Annotated in this window: 9 protein-coding genes; 3 read left to right on the top strand and 6 right to left on the bottom strand. The window is 70.2% G+C overall.

Annotation, left to right across the window (positions count from 1 at the left end):
- Positions 1-58 precede the first annotated feature (58 nt).
- From HUA78_RS25215 to HUA78_RS25195, 5 genes are all read right to left on the bottom strand, one after another.
- Positions 59-3,190 (bottom strand): efflux RND transporter permease subunit, encoded by a 3,132-nt coding sequence (locus HUA78_RS25215; RefSeq protein WP_174477322.1) that lies wholly within the window; start codon positions 3,188-3,190, stop codon positions 59-61.
- Positions 3,180-4,373, bottom strand: a complete 1,194-nt coding sequence (locus HUA78_RS25210) for an efflux RND transporter periplasmic adaptor subunit (RefSeq protein ID WP_141641738.1) — start codon at positions 4,371-4,373, stop codon at positions 3,180-3,182. Before HUA78_RS25210 ends, HUA78_RS25215 begins: the two co-directional genes overlap by 11 nt.
- Positions 4,370-5,599, bottom strand: coding sequence for a TolC family protein (locus HUA78_RS25205; protein WP_174464999.1), 1,230 nt, complete (start codon positions 5,597-5,599; stop codon positions 4,370-4,372). The genes HUA78_RS25210 and HUA78_RS25205 overlap by 4 nt, the downstream gene beginning before the upstream one ends.
- 107 nt (positions 5,600-5,706) lie before the next feature.
- Positions 5,707-6,024, bottom strand: a complete 318-nt coding sequence (locus tag HUA78_RS25200; protein WP_141641740.1) for a hypothetical protein — start codon at positions 6,022-6,024, stop codon at positions 5,707-5,709.
- A gap of 141 nt (positions 6,025-6,165) precedes the next feature.
- Positions 6,166-7,131 carry a PLP-dependent cysteine synthase family protein gene (locus tag HUA78_RS25195; protein ID WP_141641741.1) on the bottom strand — a complete coding sequence of 322 codons (966 nt, stop codon included), beginning with the start codon at positions 7,129-7,131 and terminating at the stop codon, positions 6,166-6,168.
- 174 nt (positions 7,132-7,305) lie between these two features.
- Here HUA78_RS25195 and HUA78_RS25190 point away from each other — a divergent pair, with 174 nt between their 5' ends.
- A complete protein-coding gene (locus HUA78_RS25190) occupies positions 7,306-8,769 on the top strand; it encodes an ATP-binding protein (protein WP_174477321.1) in 1,464 nt (487 codons plus the stop codon).
- 69 nt (positions 8,770-8,838) lie between these two features.
- Positions 8,839-9,435, top strand: coding sequence for a DUF2378 family protein (locus tag HUA78_RS25185; protein WP_174454522.1), 597 nt, complete (start codon positions 8,839-8,841; stop codon positions 9,433-9,435).
- 12 nt (positions 9,436-9,447) lie between these two features.
- Here the strand turns inward: HUA78_RS25185 and HUA78_RS25180 are convergent, their stop codons facing one another.
- On the bottom strand, positions 9,448-10,725 hold the full coding sequence (locus HUA78_RS25180) for a M48 family metallopeptidase (RefSeq protein WP_254613958.1): 1,278 nt from the start codon (positions 10,723-10,725) through the stop codon (positions 9,448-9,450).
- A gap of 134 nt (positions 10,726-10,859) precedes the next feature.
- Between HUA78_RS25180 and HUA78_RS25175 the strand changes: the two genes are divergently transcribed.
- The gene (locus HUA78_RS25175) at positions 10,860-15,215 is read left to right on the top strand and encodes a DEAD/DEAH box helicase (RefSeq protein ID WP_174459766.1); all 4,356 of its coding nucleotides are present in this window, start codon (positions 10,860-10,862) and stop codon (positions 15,213-15,215) included.
- Positions 15,216-15,263 lie beyond the last annotated feature (48 nt).

Below are 15,263 nucleotides of genomic sequence, written 5' to 3'. Positions count from 1 at the left end.
TGTCGGTGTTCCGGGCCGAAAGTTGCCGGTCCAAGGCCCGGAACACCTTCCCTGTCTCTCAGGACACAGTTGACCTGCGATCGGCCACACGCCGGCTGATGCGCTCTCTCACGCCATGAACAAATGCGTAGAAAGTGGGAAGAACCAGCAGGGTGAAGAGGGTCGAGGTCACCAGTCCGCCCACCATGACGACGGCCAGGGGCCGCTCGATTTCCGTCCCGTGCAGGGGCAGCACGAGCAGGGGAAGCAGGCCGAGGATGGCGGTGGCGGCGGTCATCAGCTTGGGGCGGACGCGACCGAGGCTCGCCTGACGGATGGCCTCGTCGAAGGGCATGCCGCGTGAGAGCAGGTCCTTGGTCTGAGAGACCAGCACGAGGCCGTTCTGCACGGCGATGCCGAACAGGCCGATGAGGCCCACGAGGCTGGAGACGTTCCACGTCTCTCCGGCGATGAGCAGCGCGAGGATTCCGCCGACGAAGGCATCCGGGAGCGTGGCGAGGATGACGAGCGCCTCCGCCACCGAGTCCAGCGCGAGGTACAGCAGGATGAACACCGCGAGGATGGCGACGGCGATGGCCATGGCCAGCGACTGCGCGGCGCGCTGCTGACTCTCCACGCGTCCTCCCACGTCGAGGAAGTACCCGGTGGGGAGCTTCAGCTCCACGGCCAGCCGCTCGCGCACCTCGGCCGCGGTGCTGCCCAAGTCCCTGCCGGACACGCTGGCCTCCACCGCGAGCCGACGGCTGCCGGCCTCGCGCCGCACGCTGCCCGCGCCGAAGGTCTCCTCGATGGTGGCGAGCTGACTCAGGGGAATTCGCGTGCCGTCATGTCCATCCACCAGGAGGTTGCGCAGCGCCTGGAGGTCTCCCCGCTTGTGGTCCGCCAGCCGCAGCACCAGGTCGTGCCGCCGCTGGCCCTTCCACACCTGGGAGGACTCCTCGCCCACCAGGCCCACGCGCACCGCGCGGATGACGTCGCCGGGCGTCAGCCCCACCCGCGCCACCGCGGCGCGATTCACGGTGATGCGAAGCTGCGGCAGACCGCTGAGCTTCTCGACGCGCAGGTCCTCCACGCCGTCCACCTTCGCGAGGATGGCGCGGGCCCGCTCTCCCAACGTGGCGAGCGTCTCCAGCTCCGGCCCGAAGATGCGCACGGACAGGTCCGCGGGGCTGCCGCCCAGGCCCTCGTCGATGCGCATGCCCAGCGGCGTGGTGAACAGCGTGGTGACGCCGGGCACCCGCGCCACGGCGACGCGCAGGTCCGCCTCCAGCTTCTCCAGGTTTCTGCCCCGGTCCTTCTTGAGCACGACGAGCACGTCCGACACCGTGTGAGGCATCGGGTCCTCGGTGCGCTCGGCGCGGCCGGTGCGCCGAACGACGTCCTCCACCTCCGGGAAGCCGAGCAGCACGTCCTCCACCAGGTGGTTGAGCCGGTCCACCTCCTCCAGTGACGCCTCGGGCGGCAGCACCGTCTGGAGGAGGAAGGCGCCTTCATCCAGTCGAGGCATGAAGTCGCTGCCCACCGCGAAGGCGAGCCCCAGCGCCGGCACGGTGATGGCGAGCGCCACCAGTCGCACCAGTCCCGCCCTGCGCATGCACGCGTCCAGCATGGGCGCGTACACCGTCTTGATTTTGCGGATGAGCCACACGTCCTCGGGTTGTCCCGGACGCGGGGCCTTGAGCAGCAGCGAGGAGGCCACCGGCACCAGGGTGAGCGCGAGCGCCAGCGACGCGGCGAGGCACGCCACCACGGCGGCGGCGAGGGGTTGGTACATGCGCCCCTCGATGCCCGTCATGGCGAACAGCGGGATGAAGACGGACACGACGATGAGGGTGGCGAAGGCGATGGGACGCCCCACCTCCAGCGACGCGGCCAGCGCTTCCTCTCGCACGGACTTGCGCCCCGCGCCTTCGCGCAGGTCATGGATGATGTTCTCGGTGACGATGATGGCCGCGTCCACCAGCAGACCCACGGCGATGGCCAGGCCACCCAGCGTCATGGTGTTGATGCCGATGCCGGCGAGCTTCAGGAGGATTCCCGCCAGCGCCAGCGACAGGGGCAGGGTGAGGGTGACGATGAGCGCGGCGCGCCAGTCCCCCAGCAGCGCGAACAGCACCAGCACCACCAGCAGCGCGCCCAGGAGGATGGCTCGGCTGACACCCCCCAGCGCCTCGTCCACCAGCACGGACTGGTCATAGACGACGCGCAACTGCACGCCCTTGGGCATCGACTGTTCCAGCTCCTTGATGGCCTCACGCACGCCCGCCGCCACCCGCTGCGTGTCCGCGCCGAACTGCTTGATGACGCGGCAGCTCACCACCTCGCCCTTGAGGCGGTGCGCGATTCCCCGGCGCAGCGCGGGGCCTTCGCGCACGTCGGCCACGTCCGCCAGCAACACGGGCGTGCCCGCGCGCAGCGCCACCACCGTGCTGTTCAGGTCCTCCACCGTCTGCGCGCGTCCAATCGCTCGCACCGTCCACTCCATGGGGCCCTGCACCACGAAGCCGCCGGATGCGTTGAGGTTGGCGCCCTCCAGCGCATGCTCCACCTCGTTGAGGCTGATGCCGCGCGCCACCATCTGGTCGGGGTCCAGCAGCACCTGGAACTGCCGCAGGTAGCCGCCCAGTCGCTCCACGCCCGCGACGCCGGGCACGGCGAGCAGCCGGTTCTTCACCTCGAACTCGGCCAAATCCCTCAGCGCCATGAGGTCCGCCGCGCCGGGCTCCGCTTCGAGGGTGAACTCGAAGACTTCATTGAGCCGGCCGGTGAGGCTGGAGACGAGGGGCGCGTCCGTGCCAGGGGGCAATTCTCCCTGGGCCTGGGCCACGCGCTCGGCGACGTACTGCCGGCTGCGGAAGTAGTCCGCGTCCGGCTCGAACTCCACCGTGACCTGGGTGACGCCCAGCTGCGAGGTGGAGCGGATGCGGCGCACGTCGGGCAGGCCCGCGAGCGCGACCTCCATGGGAATGGCCACCGCCGTCTCCAGCTCCTCCGCGCCCATGGCGGCGTTCTGGACGATGACGTTGAAGATGGGCGCCGACAGGTCCGGGAAGACGTCGCGGCGAAGCCCATGCAGCGCCACCGCGCCGAAGGCGGACAACGCCAGGGCCAGCACCACGGTGAGGCCGGGCCGCGCGAAGGACGTGCGCAGCACGCGCCCCACCAGGGACGACGTGGGCTCAGTGGCCATGTTCGGCACCTCCGCCGGCGGACTTCTCGACCTCCGCCTTGAGGAGGAAGGCGCCGTCCACCACCACCTGCTCACCGACCTTCAGGCCGGAGAGCACCTCCACGTGGTCTCCCAGCGTGCGGCCTCGCCCCACCTCTCGCCGCTCGAAGGAGCCGCGCTCTCCGGTGGGCAGGAAGGCGACCCAGCCATTCTCCAGTCGCTGGAGCGAGGCGGCCGGCACGGTGGTGATGGTTCCATCCGGGCTGCCAAGCGGAATGGATGCGGTGGCGGACATGCCCGGCTTGAGCAGGCCCTCGCGGTTCTCCAGCACCAGCCTCACGGGGATGGTGCGCGAGGAGGCGTCCACGCGCTGCCCCACGTGGCCCACCTTCGCGGTGTGCTCCTTGCCCGGGAAGGCGGCGAAGGTGACGCGCGCCTCGGCGCCCTTCTGGATGCGCACCGCGTCGCGCTCGAAGGCGTGGACGATGAGCCACAGCGAGCCCAGGTCACCGATGCGGAAGAGGGGATGTTCGGCGTCCGCCATCTGTCCCATCCTCGCGTCACGCTCGATGACGGTGCCCTGGATGGGCGAGCGCAGGATGAAGCCCGGCGTGCCCGCGCCCTGACGAAGGTCCCCTTCGCTCGCGCCCAGCGCCGCCAATTCCGCGAGGGCCGCGGCGACCTCCGCATCGGCGCCCGCCGCGTCCACGTCCGCGGCCTGCACGTCCTTCTGCGCGACGATGCGCTCGGCGGCGAGCGCGCGCTTGCGCTCGGCGGTCTGTCTGGCGGAGGCGGCGCGGGCCTTCGCGGACTGGAGGGCGGCGCGGGCCTTGCCCAGCTCGGGGCTGCGCAGCTCGGCCAGCTTCTCGCCTTCCTTCACCTCCTGGCCGGTGGTGACGAAGACGGTGCCCACCCGGGCGGAGATGGGGGAGGCCACCTCCGCGTAGGCGTCCTCGCTGAACATCAGCTCGCCCAGCGCGGTGACGCTCTCTCCTCCGGGCCGCGCCGACGCGGGCGCGGTGGTGACGCGCAAGTCGCGGAGCATCTCCGGCGCGATGTGGACGTGGGACTCATCGTGTCCCTCGTCATGTCCCTTGGGTTCGGCGCCTTCTTCGTGTGCGTGGTCGTCTTCATGCTCGGGCTTGTCGGACTTGCAGGCGGACAGCACGACGAGGGCGGACAGGAGGAAATGGGAGGGCTTCATGGCAGGGCTCCTGTCTCGACGGCGAGCTGCACGCGGGCGAGCGCGGCCTGGAGGTGACTGTCGAGCAGCGCCACGCGCGTCTCGAGCGTTTCACGGCGGACGAGGAGGAACCCCGCGAGGTCCATCTCCCCGGCTTCATAGGACTTGCGGGCGAGCGACTCGTTCTCGTCCAGCAGTGGCAGGGCATCGCGCGTCAGCACCTCCAGCGCTTGCTGGCGCCGGGTGTCGCGGATGCGGGCGGCTTCCACCTGGACATCGCGCGTGCGGCGCGCGGCCTCCAGCAGGGTGCGCAGCCGTCGCACGCGGGCCTCTCCCGTCACCTTCTCTTCCTGACCTCGGGAGAACACGGGCAAGGGCACGCTGAGGGTGCCGAGCCACGCGGACTCGTCCACCTCCTTCTCGTAGCGCACGCCCACGCTCAGGTCCGGCAGCGCCTGGCTGCGTCCCAGCCGAAGCTCCGCCTCGGCCTGGGCGAGCGCCGACTCCAGGGCGCGGATGTCCGCGCGCTCGGAGGAACCCGTGGGCTTCTCCACCGGGAGCGAGGAGAGTTCCTTGAGCGCGCCGCGCACCGCGAGCGGCTCCTGGAGGGGCAACCCGAGCTGTGCGCGCAGCTCGCTCACGAGTGCCTCCTCCTCGCCCTCGGCCACGACCACGGCCGCATGGGCCCGGGCCTGCGCCACGCGCGCCACGTTGACGTCCACCACGGGCACGTCGCCCGCATCGAAGCGCTTGCTCGCGGAGCTGGCCAGGTTTCGCGCGGCCTCCTCCGTCTCGCGCATCAGCCGCGAGAACTCGCCGGCGTAGAGGGCGCGCAGGAACGACGCGGCCACTTCACCGAGCACGCGTCGCTCGGCGTCCTGCTGCTCGGCGCCCTCGCGGGCGAGCCCCGCGCGAGCGGACTCCCGACGCGCGCCCTGCTTGCCACCCAGCTCGAAGGGCTGCGCGAGCCCGAGTGAGAGTTGGAGGCCCCGGGTGCCGTCGTCGAGCCTGCGAGGGCCCACCTCGGCGCTCAGGGTCGGGTTGTCACGCAGCCAGGGCGCGGAGCCCGCGACGGCCCCCTGTGCCTCCGCGACGCGGCCCGCTGCATCCAACAGGGAAGGAGCGCGCTGGCGGGCCAGGGCCAGCGCGTCTTGGAAGGACAACTCGGAAGGTGAAGCGGTGCTGGCGCAGGGCCAGACCAGGGCGGCGGCGAGCCCAAGGGCCGCCGTCGCGGAAGGATTGAACACGGAAGTAGACCTCGCGAAAGGGAAGCGAGCGTCAGGCGCGAGGTGTCCTGGTACCGCCGTGGACGCACCTCACCTGGAATCGCTCGCGCGAAGAGACGGACACTGCCTCAGGCGAGGAGGGCTTTGGGGACGTGGAGGATGTCGTCCAGGTCCGCGGAGGCGGGCGCATCCTCATCCTGAAGGACGAGACGCGGCCGAGGTGCTTCCAGGAGCAACGAGGGAGGGGAGACGGGCGCGGCGATGGAGCGCACATGGCCGCAGCAGGTGCAGTCCGCGCAGTCCGGCGCGCATTGACCGCTCGCATCGTCATCCGGGCAACGCTGCGCGCACACGGTATCCGTCACGTCGGCGATGACCTTCCACAGGCCACCTTCCGTCGGGGCGAACAGCAACAGGCTGAGGCACAGCCAGATGCGTGTGAGCACGGGTTTGGCTTCTAGCATGACCCCGGACGGTGCGCACGCGGATGCATGCTCAGCGTGAACCAGGTATCGGAAGAGGGCGTGCCTGCTCGCCCGTGAGGGCCGGCGGAGTGTTGTCGCGCCGGCCCTTTGCGTGAGTGTGCGTCAGGCCACGACGCGCGGCGGCGCGGGCCGGTGCTGAATCAGCTCGGTGGAGAAGTAGCGCTCCATCCGGTCCGGGAACACCGTCACCACCTGCGCGCCGGGACCCAGTCGCCGCGAGGCTTCCACGGCCGCCACATAGTTGAGGCCGGAGGACGGGCCCACCGGGAAGCCCCGGCGGATGAGGGCGCGCGCGGTGCACATGGCCTCTTCGTCCGACACGTCCAGCTCCACGCGCCCTGGCATGTCCGAGTCGCGGTACAGCTTGGACATGCCGTCCACGACACCGGGCACGCGCGGACTGAAGCTGCAACACTCGATGTCGCAGCCCAGCCCCGCGATGGGACGCGCGATGAAGGCCGTCACCGGACAGCCCGCTTCCGCGAACGCCTGGTACAGGCCCACCACCGTGCCGCCCGTGCCCACGCCGCTCACCACGCCATGCACCAGGCCGCCCGGAATCTGGGAGAGGATCTCCTGCCCCGTCCACACGCGGTGCGCCTCGGCGTTGTCCGGGTTCTCGAACTGGCGGGGCGCGAAGGCCTTGCGCTCCCGGGCAATCTGCTCCGCCTTGGCGATGGCGCCACGCACGCCTTCCGCCCTCGGCACCAGCACCACGTCGCCGCCGTAGGCGCGGATGGTGAGCACACGCTCGTCGGTGACACCCTCGGGCATCACCGCGGTGAAGCGCACGCCCATCTGCGCGCTCGCCAGCGCGAGCGCGATGCTCGTCGAGCCGCTGGACGCCTCCACCACCTCGCCGCCGGGCTGCAACTCGCCCAGGCGCCAGGCCTTCTCCAACATGTAGCGCGCGATGCGGTCCTTCGTGGAGCCACTGGGGTTGAGGAACTCCAGCTTGCACCAGATGGTGGGGCCCTCCGGGTCCAGTCGGACGGGGACAAGGGGCGTGGGAGCGATGGCCTGAAGAAAGCGGCCATCCGCGGGCAGCGGGCGACAGGGAGGACGCATGATGTCCTCCCTATCGCGAATCGACCCGGCCCGTTAGCGTCCTGAGCGTCTTCCCGACGGACGGGGATTCCATGGGCTGTCCGCCCGGCCTGTCAGGAAGCACCCGTGGGCGGCGATGGATGTGGCGCGACCAGAGTCCGGCGGGTACGAAGGAGTACCTCTGCCCCGCACGTCATGAGTCCTCCATCTCCGGTCATTCTCAACGTCAATGATGATGAGGCCAGTCGCTACGTCACCAGCCGCGTGCTGGGGCTCGCGGGCTTCCAGGTGGTGGACGCGGGCTCGGGCAGCGAGGCCCTGGCCCTCGCGGATGAGCACACCGACCTGGCCATCCTGGACGTCCGGTTGCCGGACATCAGCGGACTGGAGGTCTGCCGGCGCCTGAAGCAGGCCCCTCGCACCCGGGGCATGCTCGTCCTGCACCTGTCCGCACAGGCGGTGGGGCCGGGCGACCGGGCGCACGGCCTGGAGCACGGCGCGGACGGCTATCTGGTGGCCCCGGTGGACCCCGAGGAGCTGGTCGCCCAGGTGCACGCCCTGCTGCGCCTGCGCCGCGCCGAGCGCGAGGTGCACGCGCTGTCGCGGGAAGTGGAGCGCCAGCGTCGACTGCTGGACATGGCCATGGCCTCCGCCGCGGACCCCATCGCGCTGTTCGACGCGTCGGGACGTCTGCTGTTCGCCAACCAGGCGGCGCATGCGGCGCGAGGCAGCCACGAGGTCCTCGTCTCGGGTGAGTCGCTGAGCGCGCGGGAGGAGAAGGACCCGTCGCTCGCGCCCTTCATCCGGTTGATGGAGGTGGCGCTGAGCACCGGACAGGTCCAGCGCGGCGCAATCACGCTGTCGACGGACCAGGGGCCCCGTCACTTCGACTACACGCTGTCACCCACGCTGGATGGTGACGGCCAGGTGGCCGCGTTGATGGCCACGTCGCGGGACGTCACCGAGGAGCGCAGCGAAGAGGAGTTCCGCGAGCAGTTCATCGGGATGCTCGGGCATGACCTGCGCAATCCCCTCAATGCGCTGTCCATGTCCGCGCAGCAGCTCAAGCGCAAGGGCAACCTGGACGAGCGCCAGTCCTCGCTCACCGAGCGCATCCTCACCAGCGCGGACCGCATGGACCGGATGATTCGCCAGCTCCTGGACTTCGCGCGCTCGCGCCTGGGGGGTGGTGTCCCGGTGGTGGCCTCGGACTGCGACGTCTTCGACGTGGCGCGTCGCACGCTGGAGGAGATGCGCGCCAGTCACCCCGGGCGGATGCTGATGCTGGAGGTGGTGGGGGACGGGCGCGGCGCGTGGGATTTGGACCGGCTGGAGCAGGCGTTCAGCAACCTGCTGGCGAATGCGCTGAAGTACAGCCCCGTGGACAGTCCCGTGCGGATGTGGGGCCAGGCGAGTGCGCGGGAAGTGGTGCTGCGCGTCCACAATGGCGGACCGCCGATTCCTTCGGAGGAGCTTCCACACATCTTCGCCGCATGGCGTCGAGGCTCGCGAGCCGTCCAGCACGAGGCGGCGGCGTCCTCGGGGCTGGGGTTGGGGCTCTACATCACCCGGCAGATTCTGCTCGCCCATGGAGGCGAGGTGACGGTGGAGTCCAGTGCGTCGGGTGGGACGACCTTCACGGTGCGGCTGCCCCGGTGATGATGACCATCTGACGTTTGACATGCGGAATGGCTCGCCGTTGCGGGGGGCCATTGCCACTTATCCGTCATGTCGCCCGAGAAGCTCATCTTCGCGCAGTCCGTGGAAGCCCTCTTCGTGAGGGCCCTGGGCCCCTATCTGACGCGGGAGGGGCGCCAGCGCCTGAAGGGAGTGGGCCTGGATTTGTCGGAGCGGCTGCGGCCGGCCTACTCGCTGGAGCAGTGGCGAGGCTTCCTGCGGGTGGCCGTGCAGGACATCTTCCCGTCGCTGCCGGCGAAGGAGGCCTGGCTGGCGTTGGGTGCGCGCTATCTCCAGGGCTTCCGGCAGACGCCGGTGGGGCGGGCCAGCCTGTCGCTCGTCACCCGCCTGGGGCCCATGAGGACCCTGGAGCGGGTGCCCTACAACGTGAGGGCCGGCAACAACTTCAACGAGGTGCGGGTGGAGGAGTCCGGCGAGGGCGCTGCCACGCTGTGGATGAAGGACGTAGCGGCGGACAACCCGTACTTCTCCGCGGGCTTCCTGGCGGAGTCGCTGCGCGTGGCGGGCGCCGGGCACGTGGAGGTGGAGCCCATCGCCTTCGATGGCACGGCGGCGACGTACCGCATCGTCTGGAACAGGACCGCGGCGGCTCCAGTGGGGGAGGCCGCGCCCGCGCCGGGGGCGTAAGGCCCTCCGCGCTCACTTCATGAGGAAGGCCCGCAGGTGCTCCCGCTCGTTCTCCAGCGATGCGGTGAGCCATGCCCGTTGGAGTGAGGGCAGGGGCCACAGGTCCATGCGCTGGGGCTGGGTCACGCGCGCGAGCTTGAAGGCATGGCACTGTGCCGCGCCGACTTCTTCCCGTCGCTTCGGGTCGTTGAGCATCTCCACGCCCTGAATCACCATGCGCAGGCCTACCAGATACTCCACGAGCGTGGTCTCTTCGACGATGCGCTCGCCAATGGAGGACAACACGTGGCCCAGTCGCTCACGGTCCCCGGCCGTGAGCGTGTCCGAGACGAGTGCTCGCTGGGTGAGGCGGTAGGGACCGGTGAGCGCCAGCTCTCCCACGAAGGCTGAGAAGGCACTGGCTTGAAGGCGGGAGACCTTCGCCAGCGTCAGGAGCCGCATGGCCTCGGTGTACATCGAGAGGGTGGAGGCGGTCCGGTAGTCAGGGAGGTCGGCGATGCGCTCCAGCTCGGCGAGCTCTTCTGGAGTGAAGGGCGCTTTCGGGTCGGTGTCCCCCAGCAGCACGAGCAACCGGAGTTGAATCTCCTGGGGCGATGTTGCGGCGAGTTGTTGAAGGCGGGGCTTGAGCGTGGTGCGCGCCTTCGCGAGCGCCTCGGGATGTTGGGGGGCCGCGGTCAGGAAGTGCTCGAAGGCGGCGCGCAGGAGGACGGGGTCCTTCACCTTGTCGAGGTGCGTGGCGAGCCACTCCAGGTCAGGGCTGCCGAGCATGTTTCCCGAGAGCGCGAGGATGAGGCGGACGTCCGCTGCTTCGGTGCGTTCCCAGGCGGCGTCGAACTCAGGCTTGCCATCGCTGGATGAGGTGGGTGGTTCCAGCAAGAAGCGGCTCTCCGCGAAGAGGGGGCGCTCTGCCTGGGCCCACGCGTGAAGGAAGGCCTCACGCCAATCGAACTTCGGTTGACGGGTGCGTTGCTCCACCAGGGACGAGAGGATGACGACCTCCGGCTCCTTCGCGGCGACCGCGCGAAGCCGCTTCAGGGTCTGCTCCGCCTTGGGCAACGCGCCCTGCTCCAGGAAGACGCACGTCTGGACGAAGAGGGCGCTCGCGTCTTGGGGCGCTTCCTTGAGCGCTACCGTGAGTTCCTTCTGGGCTTCCGCGCCATTGCCGGACCGGGCGTACTCGGAAGCGCGTTGGATGCGCGCGACGAGCGGTTCCGACGCGGCCGTCTCCGGAGGGGCCGCTCCGAGGCTGAGGGCCGCGATGATGAGCCAGGGGACGATGGGTGTGCGCATGTCCCCAGCCTAACGGCGCGGTCGCCTGCTCTGGGAGTACCCGAGCGGAGGGTGTGGGCGAGGCCGTTCCCCACGCCGCGTGCGCGTTGACGCCCGCCTGTACCTGTGTTCAGGCTCCGGGTGGAGAGGTGCGCATGCCCCCGCAGATCAGTCTCGACTTCGCCGCCGAGTGCGCGGCGCACCCGGCACTGGCGAGTTTCCACCCGGTGGTCCGCCGCTGGTTCGCCGAACGACTGGGCGAGCCCACGCGTCCCCAGGTGGAGGGCTGGCCGCTCATCCAGGCCGGGCATGACGTCCTCATCGCCGCGCCCACGGGCAGCGGCAAGACGCTCACCGCGTTCCTCGCCGCGCTCGACTCGCTGTTCCGGCTCGCGCTGGAGCGGAACCTGGAAGACCGCACCCAGGTGCTCTACGTCTCGCCCTTGAAGGCGCTGGGCAACGACGTGCAGAAGAACCTGCTCCAGCCGCTGGAGGAGTTGCTCACTCGAGCCCGCGCGGAGGGCTACACGCCGGGCGAGCTGCGCGTGCAGGTGCGCAGCGGTGACACGTCCGCTTCCGAGCGCGCGCAGATGGTGCGCCGTCCTCCGCACATCCTCATCACCACGCCGGAGTCGCTCTACCTCTACCTCACCGCCGAGCGTGCCCGCGCCACCCTGCGCGGCGTGCGCACCGTCATCGTCGACGAGATTCACGCGCTCGCGCGCGACAAGCGGGGCAGTCACTTCACGCTGTCCATGGAGCGGCTCAAGGCGCTCACGGAGATGCGCCCCCAGCTCATCGGCCTGTCCGCGACGCAGAAACCGCTGGATGCGATTGCCGGCTTCCTCACCGGCGCGTCCCACCGCGAGTGCCGCAAGGTAGAGGTGGGCCACCTGCGCCCGTGGGACTTGAAGCTGGAGATTCCCGACGCGGAGCTGTCCTCGCTGGCGAGCCACGAGATGTGGGGCCAGGTCTACGACCGCCTCGTGGCACTGGCGGGCGAACACCGCACCACGCTCATCTTCGTCAACACGCGGAAGATGGCGGAGCGCGTGGCCCATGATTTGGGCGAGCGATTGGGCGAAGGTCTGGTGGCGGCCCACCACGGCAGCATGTCGCGGGAAATCCGGCTGGCCGCGGAGGAGAAGCTCAAGGACGGCCGGTTGCGCGTCATGGTGGCCACCGCGTCCCTGGAACTCGGTATCGACGTGGGCAACGTGGACCTCGTCGTCCAGTTGGGCACCACGAAGGCCATCTCCGTGTTGCTCCAGCGCGTGGGCCGCGCGGGCCACCACAAGGCGGCCATCTCCAAGGGCATCGTGTTCGCGATGACTCGCGACGAGTTGATGGAGTGCGCCGCGCTCCTCAACGCCGTGCGCGAGGGTGACCTGGACGCGGTGATCATCCCGCAGAAGCCGCTGGACGTGCTCGCGCAGCAAGTGGTGGCCGCGTGCGCGTGCGAGGAGTGGGACGAGCGCGCCCTCTTCAGCCTCTTCCAGCGCGCGTACCCGTACCGCGAGCTGACGTGGGAGGAGTACCAGGGCGTGCTGGAGGTGCTGTCGGAGGGCATCGCCGACCGGCGTGGACGCGCGGGCATCCACCTGCACAGAGACCGCGTGAATCAGCGCCTCAAGGGCCGGCGCGGCGTGCGCATCACCGCGCTCACCAACGGCGGAGCCATCCCGGACACCTTCACCTTCAGCGTCACCGCCGAACCTGAGGGCAAGGTGGTGGGTACGTTGGACGAGGACTTCGCGGTGGAGTCGTCGCCCGGAGACGTCTTCCTCCTGGGCAGCACCGCCTGGAGAATCCAGCGGGTGATGGGCAGCACGGTGATGGTGGAGGATGCACGCGGCGCGGCGCCCAACGTGCCCTTCTGGCGTGGTGAGGCCCCAGGACGCACGGACGAGCTGTCGCTCCAGGTTGGCCGGCTGCGCGACGAACTCCTCAACCGCGACGACGCGGCCAGCTTCCTGGAGAAGGAGCTGCGCATGCCGCCGCCCGCGGTGGATGCGCTGCTGGGCTACCTGCGGTTGGGCAAGAAGATGCTGGACGCGGTGCCCAGCAATCAGCTCGTGGTGGCCGAGCGCTTCTTCGACGAAGCAGGCGGCATGCAGCTCATCATCCACGCGCCCTTCGGCAGTCGCATCAACCGGGCCTGGGGAATGGCGCTGCGCAAGCGCTTCTGCCGCTCGTTCGACTTCGAGCTCCAGGCGGCGGCGACGGAGGACGGCATCCTCCTGTCGCTGGGCGAGCAGCACTCCTTTCCGCTGGCGGACATCTTCGACTTCCTTCACCCGGACCAGGTGGAAGAGGTGCTGGTGCAGGCGGTGCTCCAGTCGCCGCTGTTCGGCACGCGCTTCCGCTGGGTGGCCACGCGAGCCCTGGCGCTCAACCGGATGATGGGGGGCAAGCGCGTGGCGCCCAACCTCCAGCGCGCGCGCAGCGAGGACCTGCTGGCCGCCGTCTTCCCGGCGCAGGTGGGCTGTCAGGACAACCACGGTGGCGGCGACGTCGAGCTGCCGGACCATCCGCTGGTGAAGCAGACGATGGACGACTGTCTGCATGAGGCCATGGACGTGGAGGGCCTGCGCGAGGTGCTCCGTCGCATGAAGGACGGCCGCATCCGCCTGGAGGCGCGCGACGTACCGGAGCCGAGCGTCTTCGCGCACGCGATGATTCACAGCCAGCCGTACACGTTCCTGGATGACGCTCCGGCGGAGGAGCGCCGCGTGCGCAACGTGGCCCTGCGCCGCGCGCTGCCGGCCGAGGACGCGGCGGCCTTCGGCGCGCTGGACGCGACGGCCATCGCCACGGTGGTGGAGGACGCCGCGCCGCCAATGCGCGACGAGGACGAGCTGCACGACATGCTCCTCCAGTGGGTGCTGGTGCGGGACGCGGAGGTGCCGAAGGGACTGGCGACGCCGCTGTTCGAGCAGGGCCGGGTGGCGTGGTTGGACCTGCCCGCCGGACGTTTCCTCGTCGCGGCGGAGCGGGGCAGCGCGGTGCGAGCGCTGTTCCCCGACGGGGTGACGCAGCCTCCGTTGCCGGTGCTGGCGCATGACCGGCCGGTGGAGCGGGAGGCCGCGGTGCTCCAGGTGGTGCGCGGGCGGATGGAGAACGTGGGCCCCACCACGGTGGCGGAACTGTCTCGCCTCTGCGTGCTGAGCGAGGACGAGGTCAACGCGGCGATGCATCAACTGGAGATGCAGGGCACCGTGCTGCGGGGCCGCTTCCGTCCGTTGGAGACACCGCTCGCGCCGGGAGAGACGCCGCCGCTGGAGTGGTGCGATCGCCGTCTGCTCCAGCGCATCCACCGGATGACGGTGGGGCGGCTGCGCCGGGAAATCGAGCCGCTGAGCGGGCGCGACTTCATGCGCTTCCTCTTCCGGTGGCACCACATGGAGGACGTGGACGCGCTGCGCGGCTCCACGGGACTCATGAAGGCGGTGCGGCTGCTCCAGGGTTACGAGGCGCCTGCCTCCGCGTGGGAGCGCTTCCTGTTGCCCGCGCGCATGAGGGGCTACACGCCGGACATGCTGGAGCGCGCCTGCTACGCGGGTGAGGTGGCCTGGGGCCGGCTGACGATGAAGGACCAGCCGAAGCCCGTGCCGGGACCTCGTCGCGGCGCGCCCGTGACGCCGCCGGAGCCGGAAGTTCCAGCACCCACGCGCTCGCGAGCCTCGCCCACTCGCAACGCGCCGCTGACCTTCACGCTGCGCGAGGACCTGGAGTGGATGCTCGCGGCGGCGCGGCCTCACGCGGTGCTCGCGGATGGGGACGTGTGGACGCCGCCGGACCTCAGCGTGGCCGCCAAGGATGTGGTGTCGGTGTTGGAGCGCCGGGGCGCGTGCTTCTTCCAGGACCTGGTGTCCCGCGCGCGACGACTGCCCGCTGAAATCGAGGACGCGCTGTGGGAGCTGGTGGCGCGCGGCCTGGTGACGGCGGATGCGGTGCAGAACCTGCGCGTGCTCCAGAGCCCCGCGCATCGCAAGCGGCAGAAGCTGTTGCAGCGCGGTGGACCCGGACGCTGGAGCCTGCTGGCGCCCGCGGAGCCGAAGACGTCGGACGAGGTGATGGACTCGCTGGCGCGCCTGTTCCTCCAACGCTACGGCATCGTCTGGCGAGACCTGGTGATGCGAGAGGCGCTGGCGCCCACGTGGCGTGAGTTGCTGTTCGTCTACCGACGCATGGAGGCGCGAGGCGAGGTGCGCGGTGGTCGCTTCGTCGCGGGCTTCGTTGGAGAACAGTTCGCGCTGCCGGAGGCGGTGGACATGGCGCGCGCGGTGCGACGGCAGCCTCCTTCCGGGGTGCGCGTGCAGCTCTCCGGCGTGGACCCGCTCAACCTCACGGGTGTGGTGACTCCAGGGCCGCGCGTGCCCGCGATGCCGGGCAACGTCGTCACCTACGTGGATGGCGTGCCGGGCGGCGTGGATGCGCTGGAGGACGATTCCGAGGAGAACGTTGGCGAGGACACGGAGAGCGGCGGCGGGGTGGCGCAGGCCAGCTGAGAATCCCCGTTCGTCTGGACACGCGGTGTTAGGGTCCCCCCCACTGTT

Source organism: Myxococcus sp. CA033 (genome assembly GCF_013336625.1).
Lineage (GTDB): Bacteria > Myxococcota > Myxococcia > Myxococcales > Myxococcaceae > Myxococcus > Myxococcus llanfairpwllgwyngyllgogerychwyrndrobwllllantysiliogogogochensis.
Note: the sequence above shows the minus strand (reverse complement) of the source record. Positions and strands in the feature narration are given on the sequence as shown.